Here is a 24957-nt window from a genome sequence, read left to right as displayed (position 1 = left end):
TCGGGAGGCGGGCCATGCGGCTCACGACGGCACAGGCGCTGGTTCGCTGGCTGCTGGCGCAGCGGACCGAGCTGATGGACGGCGCAGGCGGCAACGCCGAGGCGCCGCTCTTCGCGGGGGTCTTCGCGATCTTCGGGCACGGGAACGTGCTCGGCCTGGGCACCGCCCTCGCCGAGCACCCCGAACTGCCCGTCTGGCGCGGGCACAACGAGCAGGGCATGGCGCTCGCCGCCGTCGGTCTGGCGAAGGCCACGCACCGGCGGCAGGTGGGCGTCGCGACGTCGTCGATCGGTCCCGGCGCGCTGAACATGGTCACCGCGGCAGGAGTGGCCCACGCCAACCGCCTCCCGCTGCTGCTCCTTCCGGGTGACACGTTCGTCAACCGCGCGCCGGACCCCGTGCTGCAACAGGTGGAGCACTTCGGCGACGGCACCGCGACCGTCAACGACGCGTTCCGTGCCGTCAGCCGCTACTTCGACCGCATCACCCGCCCGGAACAGCTGCTGTCGGCGCTGCCGCAGGTGGCCCGCGTGCTGACCGACCCGGCCGACTGCGGGCCGGTCACGCTCGCGCTGCCGCAGGACGTGCAGGCCGAGGCGTACGACTTCCCCGCGTCACTGTTCGAGCCGGTCGTGCACCGCCCGCAGCGGCCTCGGCCGGACCAGCGCACGCTCTCCCACGCGGCCAACCTGCTGCGGGCCAGCAGGCGGCCGCTGATGATCCTCGGTGGCGGCGTCCGCTACTCCGGCGCCACCCGCGCCGCGCTGGCGTTCGCCGAGCGCCACGGCGTGCCCGTCACCGAGACCACGGCCGGGCGCACGCTCGTCCCGCACGACCACCCACTGCACGCGGGCCCGCTCGGCATCACCGGCTCCGCCTCGGCGAACGCGCTGGCCGGGGACGCGGACCTGGTGCTCGCGGTCGGCACGCGGCTGCAGGACTTCACCACCGCGTCCTGGTCGGTGTTCGCCAAGGACGTGCGGCTGGTCAGCGTCAACACCGCCCGCTTCGACGCGGTCAAACACGGTGGGCTCGCCGTCGTCGGGGACGCCCGCGAAACCCTCGACGAGCTGTCGGTCGACTCGTGGCCGGTCGACAGGGACTGGACCACCATGGCCCACGTCGAACGGGCCCGCTGGGACACCTACATCGACGGGCTGCGTGCGCCATCGGCGGGGCTGCCGACGTACGCGCAGGTCGTCGGGGTCGTGAACGACGCGGCCGAGCCGGGCGACTACGTGATGACCGCGTCCGGCGGCCTGCCCGGCGAACTGATCGGCGGCTGGCGCGCGGCGAACCCCGGCATGGACGTCGAGTACGGGTTCTCGTGCATGGGCTACGAACTGGCCGGCGCGTGGGGTGCCGCGATCGGCCACCGGAACGGTGTCGTGACCACGCTGCTCGGTGACGGCTCGTACCTGATGCTCAACTCGGAGCTGTACTCCGCCGCCTTCGCCGGGCACGGCCTGGTCGCCGTGGTCTGCGACAACGACGGCTACGCCGTCATCGACCGGCTGCAACGCGGGAACGGCGCGTCGGCGTTCAACAACATGTACGCCGACTGCCGCTCACCGCACACACAACCGCCAAGAGTGGACTTCGCTTCGCACGCCGCAGCACTGGGCTGCGCCGTGCTCACGGCTGACAAGCTCGACGGACTCGCCGCCGCCTACGCGCAGGCCCGCACGCATGCGCGGGCTGGTACGCCCGCGGTCGTGGTGATCCGCACGCATCCTTCGTCGTGGACGGACGCCGGTGCCTGGTGGGAGGTGGGCGTGCCCGAGGTCTCGACCAGGGCCGAGATCGCCGACGCACGCACGGCGTCGGACAAGGCCAAGTCAGGCCAGGTCCGTTACCTCACGCATCCCTGAGGCTCGCGACGTCTAACGGTAGTCGTCGTCCTCGTACTCATCGTCGTCGAAGGACTCGTCGCCGTTGCCGCCCTCTGAGGACTTGGTGCCCGACAGCTCACGCTGAAGTGCATCGAAGTCCGTCTGACGAGTGCTGTATTTGAGCTCTCGGGCTACCTTGGTCTGCTTAGCCTTCGCCCGGCCGCGCCCCATGGCTCGACCCCCTCGCACAGTTGCGGGGCGGCCGGGGGAAACGGCGGCCCCGCTGATCTCGACAACTGGTTCCTGTCAACTACCGTACCGTGCCGAGGGGGTTCAGTGCGAAGGGGCACGACGTTCTGGTGCCGACTGATCGCGTTCGGCGGAACCGTGAAACCATGCGACACGTGCCTCGACCGTTCGTCGCCTACCTCCGGGTGTACGAACCGCTGTCAGCATTCGACTCGGACGTAGCAGACCGCCTGCGAGAAGCGGTGCAAAACGGACAGCTGGACTACGCTTCGGTCGCGGAGCGCGAGCGGGATCTGTGGTTCAGATCACAGCTCTCCCAGCCGCCGACGCTGCTGCCCGGCGAGCTGGCGAACGGTTCGCCGTCGCCACGCGCTCAGCGCGAGGTACTGGTGCTCGACCCGGCCGAGGTGCCAGGCGACGTCGGCGATGGCCCGCTTGTCTGCCCCCTGGACATCCGCGCCCGCTCCGCCGCCGCGCTCGTTGGCTTCCTGTCGACCGCGCACCCGTCACTGAAGGCGGCCGCGCTGACCTCGTCCGAGGACAGCGTGCGGGAGAAGGCGACGAGGGTGCTCGCGGAGCTGCCCAGCGGCGCCGTGCACACCGTCTCGACGACCTGGACCGTGCCGCTGCCGTGGTTCACGCTGGTGGACCCCGCGACCAGGCACCTGGTGCTGGCGCCGAGGGACGACGGGCGGCGGCAGTTGTGCTGGCGGGTGGCCATGTCCGACGCGCGGGCACGGGTCACGAAGGCGCACGAGCTGGCCTCGGGGGCGATGGGTGACCAGGGCCCGACGAAGGTCCTGGAGGACACCGGCCGCTGGCTGGAGCACTTCGACGACCAGTCGGCCGTCGAGCTGGACTACGGCGGGCTCGTGCAGCTGCTGACGGACGAGGAGCTGAAGGCGGACACGTCGGCGGCGGACGTGCACGCGATCCTCGACGCGCTCGAACGCGAGGACGTCGACGAGATCGCGAGCCGTTTCGAGAAGCTCCGCGACTTCTGGGGCGGCCTGGCCGTCCGCGAACGCTTCAATTAGTAGGAACTGCGCAATTCCGGGGAGGCGGACTGGTCTAATCCACTTCGCCTCGTTCGGCGGCCAGCAGCGTGTCCACCGAGGCGCTGCCTGCGCGGTAGCGCGCGCCGATCTCGTCGTTCAGGGCGTCGACGACCTTCTGGACCTCGCGCCTGCGCTTCGAGACCGACTCCTCCTCCGCCGCGTACGTGCGCAGCGCGAGGTCGAGCCGCTCGTCCGGTAGCGATGCCACATCGGACAGGTCGGCGTCCGACACGAGCGCTTCGACGTGCCTGCGGTGGGCCTCCGCGCGGGACGGCTCCAGGGTCTGGTGGCGGCCGGCGCCGGACGGGGCCGGCCCCACCACGTTGTCCGCCAGGATCTCCACGAGCCGCTCCACGACGGAGCTGGACCCGCCATCGCGGCGCCGCTGCTGCTCGGCCTTCACGATGTCGATCCGCCCGTGCAGCAGCCTGCGCAGGTAGGAAAGGTCGGTCTCCTCCTGGGCGGCATCGTCCCGGCGGCTGCGTACCTCGCCAAGGTCGAGCTGGGCGAGATCCTGCACATAGTCCGGCGCGAGCACTCGGTCGATACGCCTGCGTCCACCGGGACGGACTTCGATCACGTGCCTATCCTCCGGTACGCGGCCCCGTGCCGCCAACCTCGCCAAGTCAGTTGCTTTGGGCAACCTGCAAAAGGGTACGAACTTCGTCCGGCCGCATTGGCGGCCGCTGCGCGATTTTGGCCAACCCGGCGGCCCGGGCGACCAGCTGGGCGTTGTCGCGCACCCGTTCACCACGGGCGTAGGAGATGGTGTCCTCCATGCCGACCCGCAGATGACCGCCCGCCGACAGCGCCGCCAGCATCACCGGGATCGACGTGCGGCCGACACCCGTCGCCGAGAACGTGGCGCCCTCCGGGATCATCCGCAGCGCCGCGACCAGCGTCTCCGCGTCACCCGGCATGCCGCCCGGCACACCCATCACCAGGTCGACGTGCACGTGCCCGCCCGAGGGGAGGCCGTGCTGGTCGAGGAGGCGGCGCAGGCTGGCGAGCTGGCCAAGGTCGAAGATCTCGTACTCCGGCACGATGCCGCGGTCCCGCATCCGCTTGTGCAGCTCGACCACGAACTCCCAGCGGTTCATGAACACGTCGTCACCGAAGTTGACCGTGCCCATCGTGCAGCTCGCCGAGTCCGGCAGCGCGTCGAGCACCCGCAGCCGGTGCTCCTCCGGGTCGGTCACCGCGCCACCGGTGGACAGCTGCACGACCAGCGAAGTCTCTTCACGCAACGCGGCCACGGTGTCCTTCAGCCGCTGCAGGTCGAGCGTCGGCTGCGTATCCGCGCCACGGATGTGGACGTGGATCATCGAGGCGCCGACGCGCTCGCAGTCCTTCGCGGTGCGCACCAGCTCCTCGATGGTGACGGGGAGATTGGGGACGTAGGATTTCGCGTGCTCCGCGCCGGTGGGCGCGACCGTGATCAGCGTGCCGGTGGACATGGCCGCGATCGTATGCGGAACCGCACGCCGGCCCCACCCCTGGCTTCGCGACGACCCGGAGAAGTTGAGGAGATCCGTGAGGCTGGTGGGCGACCCGTCCTGACCTGATCATGGCGGCGAGCTTCCCAGCGGGCACCGGCCCCACAGGCCCACGCACAGGTCTCCAACGCCGTCACAGCCCCCGACCCGCGCCCCTGACCTGCGAAAACACGCAAACCGGCCGGATGCCAACCCCCACCCGTTCCCGGGGGCGTCCCGCCATGCCAGTTTACCGGCACCCACCGACAGAGGGACGGATGTCGATCTTGTTTGTGGATAACCGGTGCGGCTGTGGACAACTCAGCCGCGGAGGCGGCGGGCGGCTTCGCGGCCGAGGCCAGGGGTGGTCTCCGGCGCCGAGTCCGGGTCGATGGCGGCCTGCACGATCCGGTCGTCCTGCCCGACGAGCAGTTCGGCGTCCAGCGGCACGGAGTACTTGACCAGCGCCAGCGCGATCGGGCCCAGCTCGTGGTGCCGGATCACCGAGCCGACCCGGCCGACGGTGCGTTCGCCGTGCAGCACGGGGTCGCCGGTCTCCGGAAGGACCTCCGGCGAGCCATCCAGGTGCAGCAGCAGCAGCCGCCGAGGCGGGCGGCCCACGTTGTGCACCTTCGACACGGTCTCCTGGCCGCGGTAGCAGCCCTTGGCGACGTGCGCGGCGACGTGCACCCAGCGGACCTCGTGCGGGATCGTGCGCTCGTCGGTGTCGAGGTCCATGCGCGGCCGCACGGCCTCGACGCGGAACGCCTCGTAGCCCCAGCTGCCCATCGGCCGCGCGCCTGCCTCCGTGAGGCGGGCCCACCAGGTGCCGTGGACGTCCCTCGGCACGAGCAGGTCCACGCCCAGCGCGCCGCGACGCACGGTCACGTCGTCCCCGGCCGCGACCTGCTCGGGCACCGGCAGCCCGACCTTCGACAGCAGAGCGTCGGTCTCGGGGCCGAGCAGCGTCAGCACGGCCCGCTCGGCGGTCGCGTCCCGCAGCTCGACCTTGGACCAGAACACCATCGACTCGAGGTACTCGAGGAGCGGCTGCTTCCCGCCGCGCACGCCGGTGGCCGTGGCGCCCGGATCGGTGTCGAGCCAGACGGTGTCGCCGAGGTGCGCGACCTCCATGTGCGCGTCGACGCGGCCCTGGCTGTCGAGCACCAGTGCCTCGGTGGCGGCGCCGTCGGCGAGGTCGGTCATGTGCTGGGAGATCACGAGGTGCAGCCACGACAGGCGTTCCGGCCCGGTGACCGCGATAACCGCCCGGTTGGACCGGTCGACCACGGCGACCTTGCGTGCCGCCGACCGCTGCTCGGCGAACGGGTCACCGAAATGCCACGGCACACCCGCGTCCGGCGAACCTTCCGGGGCTTCGACCGCGGTCATGAGGTCTCCTTATGGCAGTTCTCGCACAGGCCGGACAACGCGAGGTGGCTCGCATCAAGTGCGAACCCGAAGTGGGCGCGGAGTGTTCCACGCAGGTCGTCCATGACGTCGCACGGCGCCTCCAGCACCCGGTCGCAGCTGTGGCAGACGAGGTGGACGTGCTTGTGCTCGTGCACCGAGTAGTTCGGCGCGCCGTGCCCGAGGTGCGTGTGCCGCACGACGCCGAGCGACTCCAGCAGCTCGAGCGTGCGGTAGATGGTCGTGATGTTGACCGTCGGCGTGCTGCGCTGCACGTGCTGGCAGACCTGCTCCGGGGTGGCGTGCTCCAGTTCGAGCAGCGCGTCCAGTACGAGCTGGCGTTGCGGCGTCATCCGCATGCCGCGCTCGTGCAGCGTGGACTTCAGCTGCGCCCGTTCCTCCTGGATGTTGGTCTCCACAACACCGATCGTAGGCCCGCGTACGCTTTCCCCATGCGCGTGCTGGCGATGCTCGACGGAACACTTACCGATCCGGAGACTCCGCTGATCCGGGTGGACGACCTGGGCATCACTCGCGGCGACGGCGTCTTCGAGACGATCCTCGTGGTGGACGGCAAGCCCCGCGAGCTGGGCCCGCACCTCGATCGCCTCGCCTACTCGGCCGCCATGCTGCAGCTCCCGGTACCCGATCGTGCGCAGTGGGAGCGCTGCGTCCAGGTGGTGCTGGACAACTGGCACGGCGACGGCGAGATGGCGCTGAAGCTCATCTACACCCGCGGCCCGGAGTTCGGCGACGGCTCACCGACCGGCTACGCGATGGGGCTGTCGATCGGCGAGAAGGTCCTCGCCGCCCGGTCGTCGGGAGTCGACGCGGTGCTGCTCGACCGCGGCTACGACCCGGAGATCGTTTCCCGCGCGCCGTGGCTGCTGCTGGGTGCGAAGTCGTTGTCGTACGCGGTGAACATGGCGGCCCTCCGGCACGCGGAGTCGGTCGGCGCGACCGAGGTGATCTTCGTGGCGGCGGACGGTTCGGTGCTGGAGGGTCCGACGTCGACGGTCGTCATCGCGACCGGCAGGACGCTCCGCACCACGCCGCCGTCGAGCGGGATTCTGAAGGGCACCACGCAGGGGGCGCTGTTCCGTGCGGCGGAGCGCGCGGGCTGGGTGACGAAGGTCGAGCCGCTGACCGTGCGGGAGCTGCGGGACGCCGATGGCGTCTTCCTGGCGTCGAGCGTCCGCAAGATCACTCGGGTGCGCACGCTGGACGGGGTTGCCCTGCCGGACACAGCGGAGCTGCACACGGAGCTGAACGCGCTGTACGAGTCGGAGTATTAGCCCGCGATCCGGCGTAGGTACGCGGAGGTGTGCGGCTGCAGAGGCTGGCCGACCATGGCGCGTTCCTCGACGTAGGCCAGGTCGCCGTTGTTGACCAGGCCGTACAGCCGCTTCGCGCCGTTGACCTCCTTGGCCGATGCCGTCCGCATGGTGACGTCCGTGGCCAGCTCCCAGGAGGTCTGCGTCCTCGACTCGCCGTAGTAGATCTCGATCACGCCGGTCGCGTGGGTGAGCAGTAGCTCGATCGTCCCGTCGGGCTGGGGGCGCCACCAGCCCATCTCGCGGGCGGCTGGCCGGATCACCTTGCCGTCCGCGTCGAGGAGCCACGCGCGGCTCTCGTAGTACACGAAGGGCCTGCCGTCGTGCGCGAACACGATCTGCTGGCCGAAGTGCTGCGACTCGATCGTCGGGTACACGACCTCGCCCTCGCCGCGCCACACGCCGATCAGCGGCAGCAGTGGCAGCAGCGCGTCGTGCAGGTTGGCGCCCTCGCGCAGGTTCGCGGTGTCGCCGGGGATCGGCAGGTCCGGCCACAGCGGGAGGTTGCGCTCGCGGGTGGTGTTCGCGCGTTCGGCGGCCACCCGCACGGCCTCGTCGCCGCTGCCGGGAACGGGCTGGTCAGGAGTGGTCATGAGCGTGCCCCGCGAACGTGCACGGCCAGACGGCCGAGCAGGACGGCGCCGGCGAGTGCGGCCGCGATCAGCGACAGGGTGACGAGCAGTTCCACCCGGTGAGGATATGGCAACGCGGGGCGGCCGACTTCAGGCCGCCCCGCGTTTTCGGGGTAAAGCTCTCAGGCGACCGACACGGCCACCGGGTGCAGGCCTGGTCCGTCGGCGGTCACCCTGGCCTCTCCGTTGCCGGAACGGTGCAGTGCGCGCACCGTCCACTGGCCCGGCGCGGCGAAGAACCGGAAGTCGCCGTCCTCCGAGGACACCACCTCGGCGGTGAACTCGCCGTTCGCGTCGAGCAGCCGGACGTACGCGCCGCCGATGGGCGCACCGTCCGCGGTCACCTTGCCGCCGAGCACGATCTCCTTGCCGAGGTCGATGCCCGAGGGCAGTACTGCGGTCTGCTCTGGTGCGCCGCAACCGTCGTTGGCCATGCGTGTCTCTCCTTCGGGAACCCTCAGTTGGTGCCGGGGCCGATCTCGACCGGCACGCCCACGAGTGAGCCGTACTCGGTCCAGGACCCGTCGTAGTTCTTGACATCCGAGTAGCCGAGCAGCTCGTGCAGTGCGAACCACGTGTGCGAGCTGCGCTCACCGATGCGGCAGTAGGCGATGGTGGCCTTGCCCTCGTCGATCCCGGCTTCCTTGTACAGCTCACGCAGCTCGTCGGAGGAGCGGAACGTGCCGTCCTCGTTGGCCGCCTTGCTCCACGGCACGTTGATCGCCGACGGGATGTGGCCCGCCCGCTGCGCCTGCTCCTGCGGCAGGTGGGCGGGGGCGAGCAGCTTGCCGGAGAACTCGTCCGGCGACCGCACGTCGACCAGGTTCTTGGCGTTGATGGCCTCGACGACCTCGTCGCGGAACGCGCGGATCGCGGAGTCCTGCTCCTGCGCCTTGTACTCGGTCTCGGCGCGGGTCACGACGTCCTTGGACAGCGGGCGCCCGTCGAGCTCCCACTTCTTGCGGCCACCGTCGAGCAGCTGCACCGCCTGGTGGCCGTACAGCTTGAAATACCAGTACGCGTACGCGGCGAACCAGTTGTTGTTGCCGCCGTACAGGATCACGCGGTCGTCGTTGCTGATGCCCTTGGCGGACAGCAGCTTCTCGAAGCCCGCACGGTCCACGAAGTCACGGCGCACCGTGTCCTGCAGCTCGGTCTTCCAGTCGATCTTCACCGCGCCGGGGATGTGCCCGCCGTCGTACGCGGAGGTGTCCTCGTCGACCTCGACGAACACCACCCCGGCGGTCTCCAGGTTGTTCTCGGCCCACTCGGCCGTCACCAGCACGTCTTCGCGGCTCATCGGAGCGCTCTCTCCTTCTCTGGGGTGAATCGACGGATCAGCGGATAGGTCTCGCAGCCGAGACAGAACGCGAACGCCGCGTTCAGGAACGCGGCAGCCAGCGCGAACGCCGTCGCCACGATGCCGAGCGCGGTAAGGCCGGTCGCGTAACCGAGCACGCCCACCACGGCGAACCCGAACCCGACACCCTGCGCGAACCGCAGCGGGGCGGTGTCCTCCCGCTCGTCGGTCGGCCCGAGCCTTGGCGCGGCGAACGCGCGGTAGAGGATCAAGTAGGGCGCGACACCGAACCCGGCGAACGCGCCGATGGCGAACACCACGCCCTGTGCGGCGAGCAACGGCCACCACCCGGTGACCAGCACGGCCGCGAGCACCACGGTGGTGACCCACGCGGCGAAGCGTGGCCCTCGGGGGTCGACCTGGGACGGTCCAGCGGACATGGCGGCACCTCCTGACTGCACGGCTGGGGAACCAGCCGGACGGCGGCCATGGAGACAGGGGGCCGTCCGGGTCAGTCAGTTGCCAGACACAGGCTGGAGTCGACGCGGCAGTAATCAACCGCGCGGCGCCTGGTCAGCAAGGTGTTCACGACTAGCACATTACCGCCGCATCCCTGTTACTGGGCTGAGGCGTCCACGTGGTGAGACGGACTCGGCGGCTCTTGACCGAGGTGAGCAAGCCGGGAGTCGTCCGGGCCCCTGACGTGGGGTTTCCGAGCCGGTTGTGCTCAGGTCAGGTGGGGCCGGAGCGCGGCAAGAAGCCGGTCCCGCCTGGGGACCCCGCCGACCCTCAGGATCTCGGTACCCGACCGGTCGATGGCCAGCGTCGTCGGCGTCCGCAGCACCGACAGCTCCTTCGCCAGCTCCGGTCGCTCGGTGAGGTCCAGCTCCGTGTGGTGCAGCCCGTCCGTGCGGGACGCCAGGTCGGACAGCAGCACCCGCGTGTGCCTGCACGGCGCGCAGAACACAGTGGACAGCTGGACCAGCGTGACCTTGCCCGGCGAGAGCACAGCCTGGACGTCGGGCGGCAGGTTCGAGGCCGAGGTGGTCCTCACGCGACCGTTGCGGGACTTCATGACCAGGCCGGCGACCGTGGCGAGCACGAGTGTGCCCACCAGCACCAGCACCCCGGTCATGCCCAGCTCCCTGCTAGCCGCCAAGCACCACGTCGATCGCCGTGCCTTTTACCGACAGTACGCCGGAGTCCACAGTGACCGCTGTGGGTGTGACGGTGAACGGCAGCTCGCCGGGGTCGAGGGTGAAGGTCAGCGCCTGCTTGGCGGCGGCGTCGAGGACCGGTGGCAGCTCACCGCTGCCCAGCACCGAGTTCCGCAGTTCGAGACGGCCCGGCGTGAAGGTCATCTTGGCGTCGACCAGCGAGATGATGCCGAACGCGCACAGCTCGGTCTCCTCGCCGCCGATGTCGACGGTCGCGCAGATCCGGGCGCCCGCGGTGGTGTCCTCGATCTCCGCCTCCGCCGCGCGGTCGGCCGCCTCCTGCTCGGCGTCCGTGCGGTCGTCCGGGTTGGTGACGACGTCCTGCTCGCTGACCGGGTCGATCGTGAGGTTCGTGATGGACCGGATCGCGGCGTTCTCGTTCTCGGCGACCGCGCGGTTCACGTCCGACGCCTTGACCTTGACCTGCCCCTCGACCTCGCGGACCAGGACCTCCTTGAGCGAGCCGGACACCAGGTCACCCAGCGGCGCCTGCACGTCCCGCAGCTCGATGTGCACCTCGAGGTCGCGCAGCGTGTCCTCGACGGGCACGCCCTTCGCGTCGATCATCACGTGGCCGTACTCGCCGGAGATCGCCTGCGCGAGGAACGAGAAGCCGCCGACCTTGACCGACGGGTCGTCGGCGAGGTGGAACTGGTCACGGGCCCGCTTGGACACCTGGTACTCGAACACGGCGGCGGCGCCGAAGTCCGCGACCACGAGCAGGCCCAGCAGCACGACCAGGGTGATGACGAGTCTGCGGACCGTCTTCCTGCGCTTGCGAGGCGCGGGCCGGGACGCTGTCTCTGTCGTCATCGTCGTCATACTGCCAATCGCTCTCTGGTGTTGGTGTGAAGCCAGTCAGCCGGCAGGTAAATGATCCTCGGTCCCGTGCACGAGTGGCACCGGGGTGGGGGCGATGCGGTCGCCGACGTTACGTCCATGTTTCGGTCCGCCACATCAGTCCCGTCAGTCCCAGGCCGCCGCTCGCGTGTTGGTGCAGACGTGTGACGCAGGTGTCACGACCAGGACATTTGCTCGGCACACCGGCTATTCTCCCGGAAAGCCACGGAGCGTTTCCAGAGAGGCGGGCCCCTTATGAGCCTCGACCTGCTGCTGCTCACCGCGGACCCAACGCCGGGCTCGGTTGTGCCGTCACTGATGTTGTTGCCCCACCACGTGCGCACCCAGGCGCCCGAGGTCACCGCCCTCCTCGAGGCCGGGTCCCGGGACGTCGTGCTGGTCGACGCGCGTACCGACCTCGCCGCCGCGAAGGGCCTCTGCAGGCTCCTCACGAGTGGTGGCGACAGCGCCCCGGTCATCGCGATCGTCAACGAGGGCGGTCTCGTCGCCGTCAACTCGGAATGGCGCGTGGATGACATTCTCCTGCCGACCGCGGGCCCCGCCGAGGTGGACGCAAGGCTGCGCCTGCTGACCACGCGTGGCCCCGCGGGCGCCCCCGGCGCCGACGGCGCACTGCGGCTCGGCGAGCTGGTCATCGACGAGGCGACCTACATGGCGCGGCTGCGTGGCCGCCCGCTCGACCTCACGTACAAGGAGTTCGAGCTGCTGAAGTACCTCGCGCAGCACGCGGGCCGGGTGTTCACCCGCGCGCAGCTGCTGCAGGAGGTGTGGGGCTACGACTTCTTCGGCGGCACCAGGACCGTCGACGTGCACGTCCGGCGCCTGCGCGCCAAGCTCGGCACCGAGCACGAGCAGATGATCGGCACCGTCCGCAACGTCGGCTACAAGTTCGTGCAGCCGCCCAAGGCGCAGCTCGCCGCGAGCGAGCCGATCGCCGAGCCGGTCGAGGTCAACTGACCCGGTTGTCCACAACCGCACCAGTTATCCACAGTCAAGATCGACAACGCCGCATTGTCAGCGCCAGCCGGTAAACTGGCATGGCGGGACGCCCCCGGGAACGGGTGGGGGTTGGCATCGTCGCGGTTTCGGTGAGTTGAGCTGCGCCGGTACGGTCGGATTGTGAAGCTGATCTGGTCGGATGACGCGGACGACACCATTTCCGGGCTGCTGGCAGCCGTGCGGGCCGAGGACGGTTCGCCGGAAGACACCGAGGACGGGTCGCTGCCCGCCGAGTTCCGTGCCGGGCGGCACCTGATCGCCCGGGATGGCGACGAGACGCTCGGGTACGCGCATGTCGACTCGCGTGGCGACTCGTTCGGCAACCGGATCGTCGAGCTGTTCGTCCACCCCGGCCACCGGCGGCGGGGCATCGGCACCGCGCTGGTCGACGAGGTCCTCACCATCGACGGCCCGCTGCGCCTGTGGTCCCACCGCGACCACCCCGGCGCGGCGCGGATCGCGGCCGCCAAGGGCCTGACCAGGGTCCGCGAGCTGTACCAGATGCGACTCGACAACAGCGTCGAACTGCCGGAGCGGACGAGCCCCCGGCCGGGTGTCACGCTGCGCACCTTCGTGCCCGGCCAGGACGAGCGGGCCATGGTCGACGTGAACAAGGCGGCCTTCGACTGGCATCCCGAGCAGGGCATGCTCACCGTCGCCGATGTCGAGGCCACGGAAAAGGAGGCCTGGTTCGACCCCGCGGGGTTCTTCCTCGCCGTCGACGAGGACGACAAGGTCGTCGGTTTCCACTGGACCAAGGTGCACCCCGACGGCACCGGCGAGGTCTACGTCGTCGGCATCCATCCGGCCGCGCAGGGTGGTGGGCTGGGCAGGGCGCTGACCCTCGCCGGCCTCCACCACCTGCGGGGACGGGGCGTGCCGGAGATCATCCTGTACGTGGAGTCAGACAACGCGCCCGCGCTGGCCGTGTACACCCGTCTGGGGTTCACCCTCGCGTACAACAACGTCGCGTACCAACGGTAAATAGGCCGATCACCGTTACCGTTAGCAACAAAAGTCACAATCCGGCGTTGTTCATCTTGCGTTCACCTGGATACCCGGGGTTGTCCACTCCCGCTCCCTAGCGTCCGCGCTGCACCCGCTGACAAGCGTGTGCGAGCAGTAGTGACTCACGAGTTGCCCCGAGAGGATCCAGTGAAGCGCATCCGCTATGGCCGTATCGCGGCCATCGTCACTGCCGGCGCCCTGGCGCTGACAGCCTGTGGAAACGACCCAGCGGCCGACTCCGGAAGCGGCGGCGGGGACAACGTCAGCGAGTCGAGCCTGTCGGGCACTCTCGCCGGTTCCGGTGCCACCTCCATGGAGTCCGCGCAGAACGCCTGGGCCGCGAAGTTCATGGCGCAGAACCCGGACGTCGATCTCTCCTACGACCCCGTCGGCTCCGGCGGCGGCCGCACCGCGTTCCTCGACGGCGGCGTCGCGTTCGCCGGTTCGGACTCGGCGCTCGACGAGGAGGAGCGCGCCAAGGCCAAGGACCGCTGCGCGGGCGGCGACGCGTACGACCTGCCGCTCTACATCAGCCCGATCGCGGTGGTCTACAACCTCCCCGAGGTCAAGGAGCTGAACCTCGCGCCATCGACGATCGCGAAGATCTTCGACGGCAAGATCGCCAAGTGGAACGACCCGGCGATCGCGGCGGACAACGCAGGCGCGACCCTGCCGGACCTCGCGATCACGCCGGTGAACCGCTCCGACGAGTCGGGCACCACGAAGAACTTCACCGAGTACCTTTCGAAGACCGCGGGTGCCGACTGGCCGCACGAGCCGAGCGGTGACTGGCCGCGCCAGGGCACCCAGTCCGCGCAGGGCACCTCCGGTGTCGTGCAGACGGTCCAGGGCGGCAAGGGCACCATCGCCTACGCCGACCACAGCCAGGCGGGCAGCCTGGGTGTCGCCAAGATCAAGGTCGGCGAGAAGTTCGTCGAGCCGACCGCCGAAGGTGCTGCGAAGGTCGTCGAGGAGTCGCCGAAGAAGGAGGGGCTGCCGGAGCACGCCCTGGCGATCGACCTCAAACGCGACACCACCACCGACGGCGCCTACCCGCTGGTGCTGGTCTCCTACATCGTCGTCTGCTCGAAGTACGAGGACACCGCCCAGGGCGACCTCGTGACGGCGTACGTGACCTACATCGCGAGCGCGGAGGGCCAGCAGGTCGCCGCCGACGAGGCCGGCTCCGCGCCGATCTCGGACGCACTGCGCACCGAAGTTGAAGCGGCCCTGAAGTCCATCGCCTAGTACGGTCCACATCGGCCCTGGTGGGCGGTCGCGAGAACGTGGCCGCCCACCGCGCCAGGTCCGTCACTCCCTGTCCACGGAGACCGCACAGTGACCACAACGGACGAGCCGAAGGCGAAGCACCGCAAGTCGTCGGCCGAGCAGCGTCCACCCCAGCGACCAGGCGACCGCGTCTTCTCCACGAGCGCGAAGTACGCCGGCGTCCTCATCCTCGTCGTACTCGCCGCCGTCGCCGTCTTCCTGATCGTCCAGGGCTGGCCCGCGTTGGCCACGCCCAGTGAGGAACTGACCGACACGGTCAGCTGGCTGGGTGGCCACTCGCTGCTCGGGTACGTCGGACCGCTCGTGTTCGGCACGATCCTCGCCGCGCTCATCGCGCTCGTCATCGCGACCCCGATCGCCATCGGGGTCGCGTTGTTCATCTCGCACTACGCGCCGAGGCGGGTCGCGTCCGGGCTCGGCTACGTCATCGACCTGCTCGCCGCCATCCCCAGCGTCGTCTACGGCCTGTGGGGCGCGCTCTGGCTGATGCCGAAGATCTTCCCGTTCACGGAGTGGCTGACCACCTACTTCGGCTGGATCCCGCTGTTCGCGGGCCCCGCCGCCGACCCGGCACGCACGATCTTCACCGCGGGCATCGTGCTCGCCGTGATGATCCTGCCGATCATCACGGCCGTGTCCCGCGAGATCTTCCTGCAGACGCCCACGCTGCACGAGGAGGCCGCGCTCGCGCTCGGCGCGACCCGCTGGGAGATGATCCGCATGGCGGTGCTGCCGTTCGCGCGGTCCGGCATCGTGTCGGCCACCATGCTCGGCCTCGGCCGCGCGCTCGGCGAGACCATGGCCGTCGCCATGGTCCTCTCGCCCGGCCTCATGTACTCGATCTTCATCCTGCAGCCGGGCCAGCAGCAGAACATCGCAGCCAACATCGCGCTCAAGTTCCCCGAGGCGTCCGGGCTCGGCGTGAACGTCCTGATCTTCACCGGCCTGGTGTTGTTCGTGATCACCCTTCTTGTCAACATGTTCGCCCGGTGGATCGTGTCCCGGCGCGCGGAGTTCTCGGGGGCCAACTGATGACGTCGGTAGAGAGCCCGCCTTCGCCGTCGCTGGCGCGCGTCAGCCTGACCGCGGGCAAGCTGCCGAGGTACGCGCCGATCGCGATGTTCGCGGCGTCGGTCGCGGTGACGGCCGGGCTGCTGGCCGCGGCAGGCTCGTTCGGCATCCCGCTCACGGTGGTGCTCGGCACGGTCCTGTACGCGGTGGCGCTGCTGATCACGTCCAGGATCGTCGAGGGTGGCCGGGCCTCGAAGGACCGCTTCGCGACCACCCTGATGTACAGCGCGTTCGTGCTCGCGCTGATCCCGCTGATCAGTCTCTTGTGGACGGTCGTGTCGGCGGGCATCGGCCGGTTCGACCTGTACTTCCTCACGTACACGATGCGTGGCGTGTTCGGCGGCATGGACGCGGGCGGCGCGTACCACGCGATCATCGGCACGCTGGAGATCACCGCGTTCGCGACGGTCATCTCGGTGCCGATCGGCCTGCTGACCGCCATCTACCTGGTGGAGTACGGGCCGACGCGGCTGGGCAGGACGATCACCTTCTTCGTGGACGTCATGACCGGCATCCCGTCGATCGTCGCGGGCCTGTTCGCCTACGCGCTGTTCGCGCTGATTTTCGGACCGGGCGTCCGGATGGGCGCGGCGGGCTCGGTGGCGCTGGCCGTGCTGATGATCCCGGTGGTCGTGCGCGCGTCCGAGGAGATGCTCAAGCTCGTGCCGAACGAGCTGCGTGAGGCCGCGTACGCGCTGGGGGTGCCGAAATGGCTGACCATCATGAAGGTCGTGCTGCGTACGGCCGCCGCGGGCCTGGTCACCGGTGTCACGCTCGCCATCGCGCGGGTCATCGGTGAGACGGCGCCGCTGCTCATCACCGCCGGGTTCGCCAACTCGGCGAACTACGACCTGTTCGACGGTCGCATGATGACGCTGCCGGTGTACGTGTTCCGCCAGTACAGCCAGGGCCTCGCGCCCAACGGGATCACCACCATCAACTACGACCGGGCATGGGCCGCGGCACTGACGCTGATCATCATCGTGATGCTGCTCAACCTGATCGCCAGGCTCATCTCGCGGTTCTTCGCCCCCAAGACCGGCCGCCGGTAGGACAAGGAAGACAGGCACACAAAGTCATGGCCAAGCGACTGGACATCTCCGACCTCAACATCTACTACGGCGAGTTCAAGGCCGTCGAAGGTGTGTCCATGGCGGTCGAGCCGCGTGCGGTGACGGCCCTCATCGGCCCGTCCGGGTGCGGCAAGTCGACCGTGCTGCGATCCCTCAACCGGATGCACGAGGTGATCCCGAGGGCGTACATCGAGGGCAAGATCGCGCTCGACGGCGAGGATCTGTACGGCCGCGGCGTCGACCCCGTGCAGGTGCGCCGGTCGATCGGCATGGTCTTCCAGCGGCCAAACCCGTTCCCGACCATGTCGATCCACGCCAACGTGCTCGCAGGCATGAAGCTCAACAACAAGCGCATGTCGAAGGCGGAGGCGGACGAGGTCGTCGAGACGTCCCTGCGCGGGGCGAACCTGTGGAACGAGGTGAAGGACCGCCTCAACAAGCCGGGTTCGTCGCTGTCCGGTGGGCAGCAGCAGCGCCTGTGCATCGCCCGCGCGATCGCCGTGCAGCCGGACGTGCTGCTGATGGACGAGCCGTGCTCGGCGCTGGACCCGATCTCGACGCTCGCGATCGAGGACCTGATCGGCAAGCTGAAGCAGGACTACACGATCGTCATCGTCACCCACAACATGCAGCAGGCCGCCCGCGTCAGCGACCAGACCGCGTTCTTCAACCTGGCGGGCGTCGGCCAGCCGGGCAAGCTGATCGAGATGGACGCGACGGAAAAGATCTTCTCGAACCCGAACCAGAAGGCCACGGAGGACTACATCTCCGGCCGCTTCGGCTGACAACCCCGCGTGTCCGACCCGCACGACCCGCGTGTCCAACCCGCACGACCCCCGAGTTGAACCCACTCGCATAACGACGTTATGGGGTTTGGTCGAACTGCTGGTCATCTCGGTTGGACACGCGGGTCGTTGGCGTTGGACACGCGGAGTTGGCGTTTACTTTGGGGAACCCTTGTGGGCCGGATTGCGTCAGAATGTGGTCGATTTGGGGTCGACTCCGAAGGGTGGGGCGATGCTTGACGCAGGTGGTGGCGGAGGGATGGCGGCGATGGCCGCCTCCATGAACGGGCTGAAGCAGGCCGCCGCGGACGGATCGTTCGCCGTCAACGAGACGGGCGGCAAGGCGCTGCTGGTGGCCATCCGCGAGATGGCCAAGTGGGTCGACGACAACCTCGCCGACCTCGGCACGCTCGCCCAGCAGCCCCCGCTCGGCACGAGCCACGGCGCCGAGGCGATGAAGCCGTACGTCACCGAGGTCGCCACCGACCAGGAGGGCTTCCTCACCATGCTGGCGCAGTTCCGCGCCTCGCTCGTCGACGCGGAGGCAGGCGTGATCGGCGCGATGAACAACTACCGGCACATCGAGTCATCCGTCGAGAGCAACTTCCGTGTCTAGACCGCTACTGGCGGCGACCGCCGCTCTCCTGCTTCTCCTGGCCGGCTGCGCGGAGCAGACCCAGGGCAGCCCGACCCCGGACGGCGACAGCACCGCGGAGCGGACCATCACCACCGATCCGGACGCGCCGACGGACTCGAGCGAACCGTCGACACCCGACGACGAACCGGGCGGCCTCGCCGACGTCGACCCGTGCGGGCTCGTCGACCAGGCCGCGCTCGGCTCGCTCGGCCTCACCGGCGGTGAGGGCAAGACGCTCGGCGAGGCCAGGGTCTGCCGCTACCGGCACGACGGGGCGACGCTCAACGAGAGCTTCACCGTCTCCGTCGAGCTGTTCGACACCCGAGGCCTCTCCGACATCGTCGGCACCAGCGTTACGCAACTGCCGAAGATCGGCGCGCACGACGCGGCGTCGTTCATCGGCCCGGCAGGCGGCTGCGGGGTCAGCCTCGGTGTCGGGGAGTCGTCGCGGGTGGACAACACCGCCGTCGGCGGCGACCAGCAGCAGGGATGCCAGCTCGCGGCGCAGCTCGCCGCACTCGTCGAACCGAAACTGCCCTGAGGACACGCGATGGTCACAAATCACCAGTCACGGGACGATGTGTCCGATCCGTACAGCCCGAACTACGACCGGTCGAGCCCGTACTACGACTCCACCCGGGACTCGAGCCGCTCGACCTACATCGACCGGCACCAGACCACGCAGACCGGCGAGGAGACCGAGCAGGACGCCGAGACCCAGGTGGACCGCGCGGTCGACCAGGGATCGGTGCTGGACCGGCTGATCGACATGTTCAACCATGGCAACCGCGTGGAGGACACGTACAACACGGAGATGAACACACGCGCGGCCGAGCTCGCGCAGGGTGTGCAGACCCGTGAGGGCCCGGTCATGATGAGCGCCAACTACATGTCGACGCCGCATCCGCAGCTCAAGACCATGGTCACCGAGGACGTGAACCCTGACGCCGTCGGCGAGTCCGGGGACCTGTGGATCTCGGCGGGCAACGCGATGACCCGCTTCCAGTCCGGTGTCGCGTCGGCCATCAACAACAGCGAGGGCGACTGGCAGGGCTCGGCCGGTGACTCGGCGCGGACGTTCATGGCGCAGGTCGGCAACTGGGTCGGCGACGCGGGCCAGAGCGCGCAGCTGGCCGGCACGCAGACGAACCTGCAGGCGTCCGCGCTCGCCCAGGCGAAGCGGGAGATGCCGGAGCCGGTGGACTTCGACATCGACGCCGCCAACGCGGACCTGCAGTCCGAGTCGAACCCGTTCGAGCTGATCCGCAAGCTCGACGACTACCAGGCGCAGTACGACGCGCAGCAGGCCGCGCACGAGCGCGCCGCCGGCGTCGTCGACACCTACGACAGCGGCCTGTCCGGCGCGAGCACCATGCCCGCGTTCGGTCCGCCGCCGACGCTGTCCAGCAGTTCGACGGGCACGACGAACATCGAGAACTCGAACGTCGGCCCGATCGGCACGAACACCCCGGGCACGAACGACCCCGGCGGCTTCACGCCGTCGGGCAGCGGCAACCCGCCAGGCAGCGGCAACCCGGGCAACCCGGGCGTGCCGACCGTGCCACCCGGCACGCCCGGCCCCGGCAACCCCGGTAACCCGGGCGGCCCGAACGGACCTGGCGGACCCAACGGCCCCGGCGGCCCGAACATCCCCGGTGTCCCGACCATCCCCGGCGGCCCGAACGGTCCGGGCGGCAGCGGCACCACCCCGAGCGGCGACGTGCCCGTACTGCCAGGTCCCGGCCAGTTCCCCGGTGGCGGGGGTGGCGGTGGTGGCAACCAGTTCGGCCAGAACCCGTCGGTCCCGCCGCTCCCGGTCACCGGCCTGCCCGGACCGAACGGCGGCGACTTCGACCGCGGCCGAGGCGGTGGCGGTAGCTACGGCGGCCGCGGCGGAGGCGGCGGAGGCGGCAACTTCGGCGGACGGGGTGGTTTCGGCGGTGGCCCCGGCTCAGGTGGCTTCGGCAGCGGCAGCGGCGGTGGCCCCGGCGGTGGCAGTGGTTCCGGCGTGGGCGGTGGCGGCAGTGGTTCCGGCGCGGGCGGCGGTCAGGGTGCGCCCGGCCGTGGTCTCGGTGCAGGCGGCATGGGCTCGGGCGGTGCGCTCGGAGAGGGTGCGCCCGTGCGTGGCGGTGCCGCGGGCGCGGCGGGCCGCGGTGGTGCGGGCGGCATGGGAGGGCCACTCGGCGGCCGCCGTGGCGATGGCGAGGAGGACGACGAGCACAAGCGACCGTCGTTCCTGGTCGAGGGCGACCCGGACGCCGTGTTCGGCACCGACCAGATGACCGCGCCGCCGGTGATCGGTGAGTGATGGCCGGTTACTTGCTCACGCTGGCCGAGGTGGATGTGCTCGCGCAGACGCTCGACGCCAACGTCCGGCAGTTTCCGTTCGACATCCCGAGCTTCGGTGAGTTCCAGGTCGACCGGCAGCGCATCGCCCGCGAGGTGTTCCTGGACCTGGGCAGGCGCGGCCTGATCCGCGGCACCGACATCGACCCGGACCTGACGCGTGCGTTCAAGGTCCTGTCGCAGCCGGTGATCTCGGTGGCCGTGATGGGCACGGCCGAGAAGACGCGGAAGGTGTACGCGCGGGCCGCCACCAACGGTGAGACGGGGGTGCTCGCGGCCAAGGAGGGCGAGAAGTTCCGGCTGGAGCCGATCCGGCCCACCGCGCTGGCCATCTCGCTGGTCGGGCTGCTGCCGAAGGTGGCGGCGGGCCCCGGCCAGTCGGTGACCGTCACCCGCCCCGGGCCGGTCCAGTCCGAGCAGGACGACGTCCTGACGCGGATACACGGCGGTAGCGGCAACGACCAGCAGATGCGGATCGCCGCGAGCTACCTCGCCAGGCCGCGCACCGGGACGGGGTTCTTCTCCGTCTCCGGGCGCGACCGGCGCACCGGCAAGGAGCTGCGTGGCGGCAACCTGACGTGGATCGACACGGACGCGGGCCGGTACCTGACGCTGTCGCGGCCGGTCGGCGACGACGGTCAGGTACGCAGCACGTTCAGCCCGGCCGACTCGGCCCGCCTGGCGTCGACGCTCGGCGAGATGATCGAGTCGGTGGCCCCGGTGACCCGCTAGACGTCCTCGTCCTCCACGTAGCCCGGCATGCGGCCGGTCACCACGAACACCACGCGCTTGGCGACCGATACCGCGTGGTCGGCGAAGCGCTCGTAGAACCGGCCGAGCAGGGTGACGTCCACCGCGGCCGCGACGCCGTGCGGCCAGTCCTTGTCCATGATCACCGAGAACAGGTGGCGGTGGAGGTCGTCCATCTCGTCGTCGGCCTGCTCCAGCGAGCGGGCCTGGTCGATGTCCTTGTTCAGGATGACCTGCTCCGCGTCGCGGGCCAGCTCGCCCGCCAGGCGCCCCATCTCGGCGAAGTACGGTCGCACCGGGTCCGGCAGCACCGGGTTCGGGTGACGGCGGCGTGCGGCCTTCGCCACGTGCAGCGCCAGGTCACCCATCCGCTCGAGGCTCTCCGCGGCGTGGATGGCGGCGAGGACCGTGCGGAGGTCGGTCGCCACCGGCGCCTGCAGCGCGAGGAGCGCGTAGGCGTGCTCCTCGCAGGACGACCTGGCGTCGTCGATCTTGACGTCGTCGCCGATCACCTGTTCGGCGAGGCCGAGATCGGTGTCCAGCAGCGCCCGGGTGGCGAGCTCCATCGCGGTCGCGGACATGGAGCACATGTTGGCCAGCTCTTCCGCGAGCTGACCGAGTTCGACATGGTAGGCCTCACGCATGGCGACAGCCTACGGGCGCCTACACACGGCAACCGGATTCCCGGATGAATCCCCGGTGAACCCGAGGCCACCAATGGGTGCTACGCGCAGGAACCGTCGCCCGCGTTGACCGTCGACAGGTTCTCGGGCACCTCGACCGGCTTGCCGCCGCCGTTGGGCGACACGACCTCGCCGTCGAAGCCGGGGCCGACGACCAGCAGGATCGCGCCCCCCACCGACGCGTCCTCGACCAGCTGCGAGCCAGGGACCGCGGCCTGCAGTGTCTGCGCCTCGGCGGTGCGTTCCTTGCTGTGCTTGATGATCGACGGCTTATCGATGTTCTCCGGTGCCGGGTCGACGCGCATGATCTGGAAGCCGTACTCGGCGAGCGCGTCCGCGGTGTCGCCCGCGATGCCGCCGGTCTCGTTGCCGCCGTTCAGCACCTGGATCTTGATGGTCTTCGGGTCGACAGGGCCCTGCGGCTCGTCCTGCTTGAGGCCGGACTGCTGCGCCGTCTTCTGCGACGCGTCGTCGGCGGGCTTGGGCGGGGTCTCGCCGGGGAGCGGGGTGTCCTGGCGGATCGCCTCGAAGAGCGCGTTCGTGTCGTCGGTGAGGAGGTCCTCGTTGCCTCGGTCGTTGGCTTCGCCGACGGTCGGCACGGTGATGAACGTGACCCGGCCCGCCTCGACGCCCTGCATCGACTGGCCGAGCATGAACAGCTGGTCCACGCCGACGTTGTCACCGAACGTGGCCTTCGAGAACGCGTCGACGAAGTCGGTCAGCTTGCCGGGGTTCAACAGCACCTCACCCGACATCGCCTTGCGCAGCAGGGAGGACAGGAACCGCTGCTGGCGGATGATGCGGCCGTAGTCGGAGGTGCCGTCACCCTCGACCTTCCTGGCACGCACGAAGTTCAGCGCCTGGTCGCCGGTGAGCCGCACGTTCTTGCCCGCCTCCGACACGATCGTGCCGAGAGTCTCGTCCTTCATCGGCCGCTCGACGCAGACCTCGACGCCCTCGACCGCGTCGACCATGTCCTTGAAGCCGTGGAAGTCGATGCCCACGAAGTGGTTGATGGCGAGGCCGGACAGCTCCTGCACCATCTTCGTCACGCACTTGGGCCCGCCGACCTGGTAGGCCGTGTTGATCTTGACCTGTTCCTCGGCCGGGTGCTGCTCGGCGTTCAGCTCGCCGGTCTTGGCGTCCCAGCCCTGGCAGGCCGGGCGGGTCACCTCGAGGTCGCGCGGAAAGGAGACGACCACGACCCGCTGCCGGTTCTTGGGGATGTGCGCGATCATCACGGTGTCGGACCGCGCGCCCTGGATCGTGTTCTCGTCGCCGACGCCATCCCCGGCGGCCGCACCCGAGCGGGTGTCGGAGCCGACGAGCAGGAAGTTCTCGTCACCCAGCTGCGCGTCGGCGTCCTGGATGGCCTTGGACTCGAGGTCGAGCGCGTCGACGGTCTGCGATTCGCCCTCCAGGTAGGCCTTGAAACTCCAGCCGGTCGCGGTGCCGACGAACACGAGCCCTGCGAAGAACACCACGAACGCCTTGCCCGCCGTCCGGCCGCGTAACTTCTTGCGCAGCTTCTTCTTGCGCTGGCGGGCCTTCTTGGGGTCTTCTTCCTCCGGCTCGTCCTCGTCGTCCCTCGGGACGGCGGGGATCTGCATCGCCATCGACTGCTGCGCGTCCAGCTCGTCGAGGCGGTCCATCTCGGTGTCGTCGTTCTGCCACGGCCGGAGCTTGCGGCGCTTGGCCTTCTTCTCCCGCTCCTCGGCCTTGATCTCGTCGTGGACGGCGGAGAAGCGCGCGAGCGTGTGGTCGATCGAGCGCCGCTTCTGCACCTCCTCGCCGATGGCCTCCATCTCGGTGGTCATCGAGACGAGGTCGTCGTCACCGCGCGGCGGCAGCGGCGGCGGAACCGGCGGGACACCGGTGGTCATGGGCCGGGACGGGGCCTCGGGGGCGTCGCCGGCCACCGGGGGCAGCCGAGGGTCGGACAGCGACTCCGCTGGCCACTGCCCGGGAGGTGGCGTCGGCGGGCCCTGGCGACGGGGGTCGTGCCCGGGCACCGGGTAGTGCGCGGAGGTCTCGCCTGCGCGGCGGCCGTTGAGGGGGGCGTCGTCGCGGGGGAAGACGGGGGGCTCGCCGGGAATCGCGAAGCGTGCGGGCGCCTCACCCGCGCGGTCGCGGGGGAAGCCGTTGGGGTCGCCGGGCACCGGGTAGTGGGCCGAGGTCTCGCCGACACGGCGGCCGTCGGGTGGGAAACCGTTCGGGCCACCGGGAATCGGGAGGTGGGCCGAGGCCTCACCCGGGCGGCGGGTGGTGCGCGGGTCCTCTGGGATGGCGTGGTGGGCGGACGATTCGCCCGCCCGGCGGCCGCCCCGGCGCGGGAGCGGGCTGGGAGCCTCGCCCGGGATGGCGTGGTGCGCGGAGGCCTCGCCCGGGGCGTGGGAGGTGTTCGGGAAGAACGCGGAGCCTTCGCCGGGAGCGTCGGGCAGGAACGCGCCGTGGGTGGCGTCGCGGCGGCCGTTGCGCGCCGCCTCACCGGGGTGGGGGCCGACGCGGCGGGACCGGGGCCCGGAGCCCTCACCGGGGGCGTCCGGCAGGAATGGGTCGGGCGCGGCGTTGCCGGGGCGGGGTGCGCCTCGGCGGGAGCGGGGGCCGGACCCTTCGCCGGGGGCCTCGGGCAGGAACGCCTCGGGGGTGGCGTTGCCGGGACGGGCGCCTCGTCGGGCGCGAGGGGCGGAGCCCTCACCGGGGGCGGCGGGCGGGAACGCGTCGCGGCGGCCGTTGCGGGCACCGGGCAGTACCGGGGCGTCACCTGTGCGGGCGCCGGGCAGTGCGGGGGCCTCACCGGTGCGGGCGTCGTGCGGGAAGGCCGGTGGCTCGCCGACCGCGAAGAAGCTGTTCCGGGTGCCGTCACCGGGGTGGGGAGCGTCCGACGGGAAACCGGGAGTCTCCGCCGCGCGGCGGCCGTTGCGGGCGGCCTCGCCGGGGTGAGGGG

General features: G+C 70.2%; 26 protein-coding genes. 13 read left to right on the top strand and 13 right to left on the bottom strand.

Translation table 11 applies throughout. The features are described 5' to 3' along the window. Window positions 1–14: 14 nt before the first annotated feature. On the top strand, window positions 15–1871 hold the full coding sequence (iolD, locus tag WBA97_RS29645; protein WP_424234248.1) for a 3D-(3,5/4)-trihydroxycyclohexane-1,2-dione acylhydrolase (decyclizing): 1857 nt from the start codon (window positions 15–17) through the stop codon (window positions 1869–1871). A 12-nt stretch (window positions 1872–1883) separates the two neighbouring features. Here iolD and WBA97_RS29640 read toward each other — a convergent pair whose 3' ends face one another. Beyond that, a complete protein-coding gene (locus tag WBA97_RS29640; protein ID WP_424234247.1) occupies window positions 1884–2063 on the bottom strand; it encodes a DUF3073 domain-containing protein in 180 nt (59 codons plus the stop codon). A gap of 173 nt (window positions 2064–2236) precedes the next feature. Between WBA97_RS29640 and WBA97_RS29635 the strand changes: the two genes are divergently transcribed. After that, complete coding sequence (locus WBA97_RS29635; protein ID WP_424234246.1) at window positions 2237–3118, top strand: hypothetical protein; 882 nt, start codon at window positions 2237–2239, stop codon at window positions 3116–3118. 34 nt (window positions 3119–3152) lie between these two features. On the opposite strand, the gene WBA97_RS29630 is transcribed toward WBA97_RS29635, so the two are convergent. The 4 genes from WBA97_RS29630 to WBA97_RS29615 all read right to left on the bottom strand — a co-directional run bounded on the left by WBA97_RS29630 (window position 3153) and on the right by WBA97_RS29615 (window position 6383). Continuing rightward, complete coding sequence (locus WBA97_RS29630; protein WP_424234245.1) at window positions 3153–3719, bottom strand: aerial mycelium formation protein; 567 nt, start codon at window positions 3717–3719, stop codon at window positions 3153–3155. Between the two features lie 46 nt (window positions 3720–3765). Beyond that, window positions 3766–4596 (bottom strand): 3-keto-5-aminohexanoate cleavage protein, encoded by an 831-nt coding sequence (locus WBA97_RS29625; protein ID WP_424234244.1) that lies wholly within the window; start codon window positions 4594–4596, stop codon window positions 3766–3768. 339 nt (window positions 4597–4935) lie between these two features. Continuing rightward, the gene (locus WBA97_RS29620; RefSeq protein ID WP_424234243.1) at window positions 4936–6006 is read right to left on the bottom strand and encodes a YgfZ/GcvT domain-containing protein; all 1071 of its coding nucleotides are present in this window, start codon (window positions 6004–6006) and stop codon (window positions 4936–4938) included. Then, window positions 6003–6383 carry a Fur family transcriptional regulator gene (locus WBA97_RS29615; protein ID WP_424234301.1) on the bottom strand — a complete coding sequence of 127 codons (381 nt, stop codon included), beginning with the start codon at window positions 6381–6383 and terminating at the stop codon, window positions 6003–6005. Before WBA97_RS29615 ends, WBA97_RS29620 begins: the two co-directional genes overlap by 4 nt. Window positions 6384–6476: 93 nt before the next feature. Between WBA97_RS29615 and WBA97_RS29610 the strand changes: the two genes are divergently transcribed. Beyond that, window positions 6477–7319, top strand: a complete 843-nt coding sequence (locus WBA97_RS29610) for an aminodeoxychorismate lyase (RefSeq protein WP_424234242.1) — start codon at window positions 6477–6479, stop codon at window positions 7317–7319. Here WBA97_RS29610 and WBA97_RS29605 read toward each other — a convergent pair. From WBA97_RS29605 to WBA97_RS29580, 6 genes are all read right to left on the bottom strand, one after another. Then, window positions 7316–7951: an FABP family protein gene (locus WBA97_RS29605; RefSeq protein WP_424234241.1), complete on the bottom strand. Its 636-nt coding sequence runs from the start codon at window positions 7949–7951 to the stop codon at window positions 7316–7318. The two genes, WBA97_RS29610 and WBA97_RS29605, sit on opposite strands and share 4 nt — an antisense overlap. A gap of 161 nt (window positions 7952–8112) precedes the next feature. After that, entirely contained in the window at window positions 8113–8424 is a 312-nt protein-coding gene (locus WBA97_RS29600) for a DUF1416 domain-containing protein (protein WP_424234240.1), read from the bottom strand. Between the two features lie 23 nt (window positions 8425–8447). Then, window positions 8448–9290 (bottom strand): sulfurtransferase, encoded by an 843-nt coding sequence (locus tag WBA97_RS29595; protein WP_424234239.1) that lies wholly within the window; start codon window positions 9288–9290, stop codon window positions 8448–8450. After that, window positions 9287–9730 carry a DUF4395 domain-containing protein gene (locus WBA97_RS29590; RefSeq protein WP_424234238.1) on the bottom strand — a complete coding sequence of 148 codons (444 nt, stop codon included), beginning with the start codon at window positions 9728–9730 and terminating at the stop codon, window positions 9287–9289. The genes WBA97_RS29595 and WBA97_RS29590 overlap by 4 nt, the downstream gene beginning before the upstream one ends. Window positions 9731–10017: 287 nt before the next feature. Beyond that, window positions 10018–10425: a TlpA family protein disulfide reductase gene (locus WBA97_RS29585; protein ID WP_424234237.1), complete on the bottom strand. Its 408-nt coding sequence runs from the start codon at window positions 10423–10425 to the stop codon at window positions 10018–10020. Window positions 10426–10438: 13 nt separating this feature from the next. After that, on the bottom strand, window positions 10439–11320 hold the full coding sequence (locus WBA97_RS29580; protein ID WP_424234236.1) for a DUF2993 domain-containing protein: 882 nt from the start codon (window positions 11318–11320) through the stop codon (window positions 10439–10441). A 282-nt stretch (window positions 11321–11602) separates the two neighbouring features. On the opposite strand from WBA97_RS29580, the gene WBA97_RS29575 reads away from it, so the two are divergent. From WBA97_RS29575 to WBA97_RS29530, 10 genes are all read left to right on the top strand, one after another. Continuing rightward, complete coding sequence (locus WBA97_RS29575; protein WP_424234235.1) at window positions 11603–12325, top strand: winged helix-turn-helix transcriptional regulator; 723 nt, start codon at window positions 11603–11605, stop codon at window positions 12323–12325. A 159-nt stretch (window positions 12326–12484) separates the two neighbouring features. Beyond that, window positions 12485–13351: a mycothiol synthase gene (gene mshD, locus WBA97_RS29570; protein ID WP_424234300.1), complete on the top strand. Its 867-nt coding sequence runs from the start codon at window positions 12485–12487 to the stop codon at window positions 13349–13351. Between the two features lie 171 nt (window positions 13352–13522). Continuing rightward, window positions 13523–14623: a phosphate ABC transporter substrate-binding protein PstS gene (gene pstS / locus WBA97_RS29565; protein WP_424234234.1), complete on the top strand. Its 1101-nt coding sequence runs from the start codon at window positions 13523–13525 to the stop codon at window positions 14621–14623. A gap of 90 nt (window positions 14624–14713) precedes the next feature. Then, a complete protein-coding gene (gene pstC / locus WBA97_RS29560; RefSeq protein WP_424234233.1) occupies window positions 14714–15697 on the top strand; it encodes a phosphate ABC transporter permease subunit PstC in 984 nt (327 codons plus the stop codon). Then, complete coding sequence (gene pstA / locus WBA97_RS29555) at window positions 15697–16788, top strand: phosphate ABC transporter permease PstA (protein ID WP_424234232.1); 1092 nt, start codon at window positions 15697–15699, stop codon at window positions 16786–16788. The genes pstC and pstA overlap by 1 nt, the downstream gene beginning before the upstream one ends. Window positions 16789–16814: 26 nt before the next feature. After that, window positions 16815–17594 carry a phosphate ABC transporter ATP-binding protein PstB gene (gene pstB / locus WBA97_RS29550; protein WP_424234231.1) on the top strand — a complete coding sequence of 260 codons (780 nt, stop codon included), beginning with the start codon at window positions 16815–16817 and terminating at the stop codon, window positions 17592–17594. Window positions 17595–17826: 232 nt separating this feature from the next. Then, on the top strand, window positions 17827–18210 hold the full coding sequence (locus tag WBA97_RS29545) for a hypothetical protein (protein ID WP_424234230.1): 384 nt from the start codon (window positions 17827–17829) through the stop codon (window positions 18208–18210). After that, complete coding sequence (locus WBA97_RS29540; protein WP_424234229.1) at window positions 18203–18772, top strand: DUF3558 family protein; 570 nt, start codon at window positions 18203–18205, stop codon at window positions 18770–18772. The genes WBA97_RS29545 and WBA97_RS29540 overlap by 8 nt, the downstream gene beginning before the upstream one ends. A gap of 9 nt (window positions 18773–18781) precedes the next feature. Continuing rightward, complete coding sequence (locus WBA97_RS29535) at window positions 18782–20539, top strand: PPE domain-containing protein (protein ID WP_424234228.1); 1758 nt, start codon at window positions 18782–18784, stop codon at window positions 20537–20539. Next, the gene (locus WBA97_RS29530; RefSeq protein WP_424234227.1) at window positions 20539–21309 is read left to right on the top strand and encodes an ESX secretion-associated protein EspG; all 771 of its coding nucleotides are present in this window, start codon (window positions 20539–20541) and stop codon (window positions 21307–21309) included. Before WBA97_RS29535 ends, WBA97_RS29530 begins: the two co-directional genes overlap by 1 nt. Here WBA97_RS29530 and phoU read toward each other — a convergent pair. Beyond that, the gene (gene phoU / locus WBA97_RS29525) at window positions 21306–21971 is read right to left on the bottom strand and encodes a phosphate signaling complex protein PhoU (RefSeq protein ID WP_424234226.1); all 666 of its coding nucleotides are present in this window, start codon (window positions 21969–21971) and stop codon (window positions 21306–21308) included. The genes WBA97_RS29530 and phoU overlap by 4 nt on opposite strands. An 80-nt stretch (window positions 21972–22051) precedes the next feature. Beyond that, the coding region (locus WBA97_RS29520) for an LCP family protein (RefSeq protein WP_424234225.1) at window positions 22052–24957 on the bottom strand (2906 nt) is incomplete at its 5' end.

Origin of the sequence: Actinophytocola sp., from assembly GCF_049647105.1 — a bacterium.
GTDB lineage: Bacteria > Actinomycetota > Actinomycetes > Mycobacteriales > Pseudonocardiaceae > Actinophytocola.
The sequence above is the reverse complement of the archived record's forward strand: the minus strand, read 5'-3'. Positions and strand labels throughout refer to the sequence as shown.

Excerpts from the sequence above, each read along its gene's own strand:
- WBA97_RS29590 (WP_424234238.1), bottom strand. The coding sequence starts at position 9,730 with ATGTCCGCTGGACCGTCCCAGGTCGACCCCCGAGGGCCACGCTTCGCC.
- WBA97_RS29640 (WP_424234247.1), bottom strand. The coding sequence starts at position 2,063 with ATGGGGCGCGGCCGGGCGAAGGCTAAGCAGACCAAGGTAGCCCGAGAG.
- WBA97_RS29585 (WP_424234237.1), bottom strand. The coding sequence starts at position 10,425 with ATGACCGGGGTGCTGGTGCTGGTGGGCACACTCGTGCTCGCCACGGTC.
- phoU (WP_424234226.1), bottom strand. The coding sequence starts at position 21,971 with ATGCGTGAGGCCTACCATGTCGAACTCGGTCAGCTCGCGGAAGAGCTG.
- WBA97_RS29605 (WP_424234241.1), bottom strand. The coding sequence starts at position 7,951 with ATGACCACTCCTGACCAGCCCGTTCCCGGCAGCGGCGACGAGGCCGTG.
- WBA97_RS29615 (WP_424234301.1), bottom strand. The coding sequence starts at position 6,383 with ATGCGGATGACGCCGCAACGCCAGCTCGTACTGGACGCGCTGCTCGAA.
- pstB (WP_424234231.1), top strand. The coding sequence starts at position 16,815 with ATGGCCAAGCGACTGGACATCTCCGACCTCAACATCTACTACGGCGAG.
- WBA97_RS29600 (WP_424234240.1), bottom strand. The coding sequence starts at position 8,424 with ATGGCCAACGACGGTTGCGGCGCACCAGAGCAGACCGCAGTACTGCCC.
- WBA97_RS29610 (WP_424234242.1), top strand. The coding sequence starts at position 6,477 with ATGCGCGTGCTGGCGATGCTCGACGGAACACTTACCGATCCGGAGACT.
- WBA97_RS29575 (WP_424234235.1), top strand. The coding sequence starts at position 11,603 with ATGAGCCTCGACCTGCTGCTGCTCACCGCGGACCCAACGCCGGGCTCG.
- WBA97_RS29535 (WP_424234228.1), top strand. The coding sequence starts at position 18,782 with ATGGTCACAAATCACCAGTCACGGGACGATGTGTCCGATCCGTACAGC.
- WBA97_RS29625 (WP_424234244.1), bottom strand. The coding sequence starts at position 4,596 with ATGTCCACCGGCACGCTGATCACGGTCGCGCCCACCGGCGCGGAGCAC.
- WBA97_RS29545 (WP_424234230.1), top strand. The coding sequence starts at position 17,827 with ATGCTTGACGCAGGTGGTGGCGGAGGGATGGCGGCGATGGCCGCCTCC.
- WBA97_RS29580 (WP_424234236.1), bottom strand. The coding sequence starts at position 11,320 with ATGACGACAGAGACAGCGTCCCGGCCCGCGCCTCGCAAGCGCAGGAAG.
- iolD (WP_424234248.1), top strand. The coding sequence starts at position 15 with ATGCGGCTCACGACGGCACAGGCGCTGGTTCGCTGGCTGCTGGCGCAG.
- WBA97_RS29620 (WP_424234243.1), bottom strand. The coding sequence starts at position 6,006 with ATGACCGCGGTCGAAGCCCCGGAAGGTTCGCCGGACGCGGGTGTGCCG.
- WBA97_RS29595 (WP_424234239.1), bottom strand. The coding sequence starts at position 9,290 with ATGAGCCGCGAAGACGTGCTGGTGACGGCCGAGTGGGCCGAGAACAAC.
- pstA (WP_424234232.1), top strand. The coding sequence starts at position 15,697 with ATGACGTCGGTAGAGAGCCCGCCTTCGCCGTCGCTGGCGCGCGTCAGC.
- WBA97_RS29530 (WP_424234227.1), top strand. The coding sequence starts at position 20,539 with ATGGCCGGTTACTTGCTCACGCTGGCCGAGGTGGATGTGCTCGCGCAG.